Source organism: Azospirillum sp. B4, from assembly GCF_000333275.1.
Lineage (GTDB): Bacteria > Pseudomonadota > Alphaproteobacteria > Azospirillales > Azospirillaceae > Nitrospirillum.
The window spans coordinates 26,437-32,495 of the sequence record NZ_BACU01000369.1 but is presented as its reverse complement, the minus strand read 5'-3'; the positions used below and the strand labels follow the sequence as shown (position 1 = coordinate 32,495).

5 protein-coding genes are annotated in these 6,059 nt (G+C 68.4%); all 5 read left to right on the top strand.

Annotated features, from left to right (window positions below):
* Nucleotides 1-323: 323 nt before the first annotated feature.
* The 5 genes from pstC (at nt 324) to I55_RS16360 (ending at nt 5,976) form a co-directional block, all read left to right on the top strand.
* Nucleotides 324-1,295 (top strand): phosphate ABC transporter permease subunit PstC, encoded by a 972-nt coding sequence (gene pstC / locus I55_RS16380; protein WP_199902615.1) that lies wholly within the window; start codon nt 324-326, stop codon nt 1,293-1,295.
* A 3-nt stretch (nt 1,296-1,298) separates the two neighbouring features.
* A complete protein-coding gene (gene pstA, locus I55_RS16375; RefSeq protein WP_044561648.1) occupies nt 1,299-2,186 on the top strand; it encodes a phosphate ABC transporter permease PstA in 888 nt (295 codons plus the stop codon).
* Nucleotides 2,187-2,206: 20 nt separating this feature from the next.
* The gene (gene pstB / locus I55_RS16370; protein ID WP_085940028.1) at nt 2,207-3,007 is read left to right on the top strand and encodes a phosphate ABC transporter ATP-binding protein PstB; all 801 of its coding nucleotides are present in this window, start codon (nt 2,207-2,209) and stop codon (nt 3,005-3,007) included.
* Nucleotides 3,008-3,183: 176 nt separating this feature from the next.
* Entirely contained in the window at nt 3,184-5,088 is a 1,905-nt protein-coding gene (locus I55_RS16365) for a chloride channel protein (protein ID WP_159107217.1), read from the top strand.
* Nucleotides 5,089-5,310: 222 nt separating this feature from the next.
* Nucleotides 5,311-5,976 (top strand): LysE/ArgO family amino acid transporter, encoded by a 666-nt coding sequence (locus I55_RS16360; protein WP_049974200.1) that lies wholly within the window; start codon nt 5,311-5,313, stop codon nt 5,974-5,976.
* Nucleotides 5,977-6,059: the final 83 nt, after the last annotated feature.

Below are 6,059 nucleotides of genomic sequence, written 5' to 3'. Positions count from 1 at the left end.
TTCTTCGATTGGGCCTACAGCAGCGGCGGCCCGGCCGCCGAGCAGCTGGACTACGTGCCGATGCCGGCCTCCGTCGTCGCCCAGGTCCAGAAGTCCTGGGGCACGATCAAGGCCGCCGACGGCAAGGCCGTCTGGTCGAAGTAAGAGTCCTCGGGTAAAAGGAAGCCGCCACCGGCCGTCGCGGTCGGCGGACAGAGAGGGGAGGGGGGTCGACAGCGGCTCCTCTCCCGCTTTGTGGGTTTCCTTTTGAACATCCGGGTTTTTTAGGTCATCGCGTTTCTTGTCATCGCAGGGCCTATGGCCGGAGGGGTGCTTTGGTGGACATGGCGGTAAAGGCATCGGACATCAGCGCGGCGAGCCCGCAGGCGCGCACGCAACGCCGCAACGACTTCCTGTTTCGCGGCGCCACCCTGTTTTTCGCCCTCTTGGTGCTGACGCTGCTGGGCGGCGTGATCATCTCCCTCATCCACGGTGCCTTGCCGGCCTTGAAGGCCTTCGGCTTCGGCTTCGTTGGCACCGAAATCTGGAATCCGGTGACCGAGAAGTTCGGCGCGCTGGCCCCCATCTATGGCACGCTGGTCACCTCGGCCATCGCCATGCTGGTGGGCGTGCCCGTCAGCTTCGGCATCGCCATCTTCCTGACCGAGCTGTGCCCGGCCTGGGCCAAGCGGCCCATCGGCATCGCGGTGGAACTGCTGGCGGGCATCCCCAGCATCATCTACGGCATCTGGGGCCTGTTCGTGTTCGCGCCCTTCCTGCAGCGGACGGTCCAGCCCTTCCTGATCAACACCCTGGGCACCGTTCCCGGGATCGGCGTCTGGTTCAAGGGCCCGCCCTACGGCATCGGCGTCCTGACCGCCGGCCTGATCCTGGCCATCATGATCCTGCCCTTCATCACCTCCATCACCCGCGACGTGTTCGAGACCATGCCCGCCATGCTGCGCGAGAGCGCCTATGGCCTGGGCGCCACGACGTGGGAGGTGGTGCGCGACATCACCATCCCCTACACCCGCGTTGGGCTGGTGGGTGGCGTCATGCTGGGCCTGGGCCGCGCGCTGGGCGAGACCATGGCGGTCACCTTCGTCATCGGCAACTCCCACCACATCGCCAGTTCGCTGTTGGCGCCAGGCACCACCATCTCGGCCGCCATCGCCAACGAGTTCACGGAGGCGGTGGGCGAGACCTACACCTCGTCGCTGATCGCGTTGGGCCTGGTGCTCTTCGTCATCACCTTCATCGTGCTGGCCCTGGCCAAGCTGATGCTGGTCCGCATGAACCGCAAGGCGGGGACCTGATCCATGGCTGTCACCGACACCTCGCCCCCGGGCACCAACTTCGCCATGGGCCGTTACAAGCGGCGCAAGGTTTCCAACACCATCACCATGGGCCTGGCCATCGGCGCCGCCGCCTTCGGCCTGTTGTGGCTGGTGTGGATCCTGGCCGTCCTGCTGATCAACGGCCTCAGCGCCATCAGCGTGTCGCTGTTCACCCAGATGACGCCGCCCCCGGGCAGCGCCGGCGGCCTGCTGAACGCCATCTTCGGCAGCCTGGTCATGACCGTCCTGGGCATGGCCATCGGCACGCCCATCGGCATCATGGCCGGCACCTACCTGGCCGAATACGGCAAGGGCACGAAGCTGGCCGAGGTCACGCGCTTCATCAACGACATCCTGCTGTCGGCGCCGTCCATCATCGTCGGCCTGTTCATCTACACCATCGTCGTGGTCCCCATGGGCCACTTCTCCGCCTGGGCGGGCTGCATCTCGCTGGCCGTGCTGGTCATCCCCGTGGTGGTGCGCACCACCGAGGACATGCTGAACCTGGTTCCCGGCTCGCTGCGTGAGGCGGCCGCCGCGCTGGGCGCCCCGCGCTGGAAGGTCATCGTGCAGGTGACCTACCGCGCCGCCCGCAGCGGCATCATGACCGGCGTCCTGCTGGCCGTGGCCCGCATCAGCGGCGAGACGGCCCCCCTGCTGTTCACCGCCCTGAACAACCAGTTCTGGAGCGTCAACATGAACGCCCCGATGGCGAACCTGCCGGTCACCATCTTCCAGTTCGCCCTCAGCCCCTATGAGGACTGGCAGCGCCTGGCCTGGGGTGGTTCGCTCATCATCACGGTCGCCATCCTCGCGCTCAACGTCGGCGCGCGCATGCTCGCTTCCATCGGCACCAAGAAAGGCCAGTGATCCCCATGACCGCGCTTTCCATGACGGCGGAACAGTCCCAGGCGGCCCTCGCCACCGACGGCGACATGCGTGAAAAGATCAGCGTCCGCGACCTGAACTTCTACTACGGCACCTTCCATGCCTTGCGGCACATCAACCTGCCCCTGTTCGACAAGCGGGTGACGGCCTTCATCGGCCCGTCGGGCTGTGGCAAGTCCACGCTGCTGCGCATCCTGAACCGCATCTATGACCTCTACCCCAACCAGCGGGCGGAGGGTGAGGTGCTGCTGGACGGCGAGAACCTGCTGTCGCCCAAGCAGGACCTGAACCTGCTGCGCGCCCGCGTCGGCATGGTGTTCCAGAAGCCGACGCCCTTCCCCATGTCGATCTACGACAACGTCGCCTACGGCATCCGGCTTTATGAGAAGCTGGGCCGCGCCGAGATGGACGTGCGCGTCGAGGAGGCCCTGCGCAAGACGGCGCTGTGGGGCGAGGTGAAGGACAAGCTGCGCCAGAGCGGCCTGTCGCTGTCGGGCGGCCAGCAGCAGCGCCTGTGCATCGCCCGCGCCGTGGCCGTGCGCCCGGCCGTGCTGCTGCTGGACGAGCCGACGTCGGCCCTTGACCCCATCTCCACCTCCAAGATCGAGGAGTTGGTGGACGAGCTGAAGCCGGACTACTGCATCGCCATCGTCACCCACAACATGCAGCAGGCGGCCCGCGTCTCCGACTTCACCGCCTTCATGTACCTGGGCGAGTTGGTGGAATACGGCGCCACCGACACCATCTTCACGGCACCCAAGGAAGAGAAGACGGAGCAGTACATCACCGGCCGTTTCGGCTGAGCTGGCGTTCCGCGTCGTTTGGGCGTAAAGGGCGGCATCCCTCGCGGGATGGCCGCCCTTTTTCCATGGAAGCGCCGCTTTTATCCGCCACACCGGTGCGATCGGCCGACCGCACCCTTGTCCAGGCCGGCCGTGGCCCTCATTTCCGCTATACCCCCTTATTTCTGTTCCGTGACATGGACACCCACCCGCCTTCCTCCCCGACGCCGGCCGCCTCCCCGGGCCCGGAGTCCGGCCTGGAGGCTGAGGCGGGCGGTCCCGCCGCCCCGGGGCCGCATCCCCGCCGCCGCGCCGGTAGCCGCCGTCTGCCCGTCGCCTGGCGGGCGTTGACCCATGCGCTCACACCCAAGGGCCTGCGTTCGTCCGAACTGTCGCTGGCCCTGCTCAGCCTGCCGGTGGGCGTCGCCGTCGGCCTCGTGGTCGCGGGCCTGCACGCCCTGGTTCTGGCGCTGCACAGCCTGGCCTTCAAGGTGCCCTTCGGGGAGCACATCAGCAGCGCGCTGTTCATCCCCTCCGCCTTGACGCTGGTGGCGCCGGTGGTGGGCGGCGCCCTGCTGGCGGGGCTGGGCCTGCTGTTCCGCCGCGCCCGCGACACGGTCGACCCCATCGAGGCCAACGCCCTCTATGGCGGGCGCATGTCGCTGCGCGACAGCCTGCGCCTGACCCTGTCCATCGTCGTGTCCCACGGGGCCGGTGGGTCGGTGGGGATGGAGGCCGCGTTCACCCAGACCGGGGCGGGCATGGCCTCCAACTTCGGGCGGCGGCTGAACCTGCGGCGCAACGATCTGCGCACCCTGGTGGGCTGTGGCGCGGCGGCCGCCATCTCCGCCGCCTTCTCCGCCCCCCTGGCCGGGGCCTTCTACGCCTATGAGCTGGTGATCGGCACCTACACCCTGGCCACCCTGGCCCCGGTCTGTGTGGCCGCCGTGGTGGCCAACCAGGTGGCGCAGATGGCGCTGAACCGGCCGGCGCTGTTCATCCTGGCGGAGCCGCCGGTCATCCGGGGCGGCGACTTCGTCACCTTCCTGCTGGTGGGGCTGGCCGCCGGCGCGCTGGCCATCCTCACCATGCAGGCCGTGACCTACGCGGAACGGGTGTTCCGCCAGCTGCCGCTGCCGCGCGCGGTCCATCCCATCCTGGGCGGCCTGCTGCTGGGGCCCATGGCCCTGGCGCTGCCCGGCGTGCTGGGCGGCGGGCAGGGGGCCCTGCAGTATGGCTTCGACCACGGCTACGGCCTGGGCTTGGCGCTGGCCATGCTGCTGGCCAAGATCGTGGCGTCGGCGCTGTGCCTGGGGGCCGGCTTTCGCGGCGGCCTGTTCAGCGCCTCCCTGCTGTTGGGCAGCCTGTTCGGCAGCATGGTGGCCGACATCGGCACCATGCTGCCCTTCCACCTGGTGGCCCAGCGGTCCGCCGTCATGCTGGTGGGCATGGGCTCGCTGGCCGCCGCCGTGGTCGGCGCGCCCGTGACCATGGTGCTGCTGGTGCTGGAGCTGACGGGCGACCTGCGCGCGTCGGCCGGCGTGCTGATGGGCGTCATCGCCTCCACCGTGCTGGTGCGCGAGACCTTCGGCTACTCCTTCGCCACCTGGCGCTTCCATCAGCGCGGCGTGCAGATCCGGGGCGGGCATGACATCGGCTGGGTCAAGGACATGACCGTGGGCCGGCTGATGCGCGGTGACCCCAAGACGGTGCCGGCCGGCATCACCCTGGGCGCGTTGCGCGGCCACTACCCGCCCGGCAGCGCCAAGACGGTGTTCGTCCTGGACGCCGCCGGGGCCTTCGCCGGCCGGGTGGACATGAACGCCGTACACGATCCGCAGCATGAATTGCCGGCTGACCAGGCGGTGGCCGAGCTGGCGCGGGACCGGGAGCATTTCCTGCTGCCCGACCAGTCGGTGCGCATGGCGCTGCAGCGCTTCGCCGACTGGGACGCCGACAGCCTGCCGGTGGTGGAGGGGGTGTCCAGCCGCCGCATCGTCGGTTATTTGACCGAGGCCTACGCGCTGCGCCGCTATTCCCAGGAACTGGAGCGGCGCCGGGGTGACGAGCTGGGGGTGCGCGATCTGTTCGGCGGGGTCTGACGGTTCCCGCCCCTGGCGGCGGGCTTTCACCGACCTACTTTTCCTTGGGCGCGATGCCGTGAAGGGGCTCCCGCGTCGATCTTGACGGGGGTGTCGGTCGCCTTAGGCGTTGCGCCCGGTGCGCCGATGTTGCATCACGGGGGCTGCCCCATGTCAGCGCGGCGTCCGTTCCCGGGACCCTCCGGGGATCCCGCCTGCCTTACTTCTCAGGGAAAGTCCGCATTGTTCGACGATTTCGGCGTGTTGATCCGGGGTATCGTCCTGGGATTGGCCATCGCGGCGCCGGTCGGCCCCATCGGCCTCCTGTGCATCCGGCGGACGGTGGAGCGGGGCATCATCGCCGGGCTCGCCACCGGTGTCGGCTCGGCCCTGGCCGACGGCTTCTTCGGCGGCGTGGCGGCTTTCGGCGTCAATGCCATCCTGGACGCGCTGCTGGGCCATGTGAAGGAACTGCGCCTCATCGGCGGCATCTTCCTGCTGGGGGCCGCCATCCATTCCTTCCTGAAGGAACCGCACGAGCGCAAGAACAGCCCGCCCGACGCCAGCAACCTGATCGGCGCCGTGGGCACCGGCCTGTTCCTGACCGTCACCAATCCCATCACCATCATGGGCATCATCACCGTGGTGGTGGGCTTCGGCGGCGCGCTGGACCATGCCAAGGCCGGCACCATGACCCTGGGCGTCTTCCTGGGATCGCTGACCTGGTGGTCCATCCTGTGCGGCGGCACCTTCCTCATCCGCCACCATTTCACGCCACGCACCGTGCTGTGGATCAACCGGGGCACTGGCGTGGTGCTGGGCGTGGTGGGGCTTATGGCCCTGCTCAGCTTCTTCTCCCTGGTGCCGGAGAACCTGCAGGATCTGGTCGAGGCTTTTATCAGTAAGTAGTTTTTGCGTTTCCTCAGGCGGCGGGCTGGTTCGTGTTCCTCAAGCGCCGGCGTCCCCATCCGGGGACTTGGCTATCCTCGATT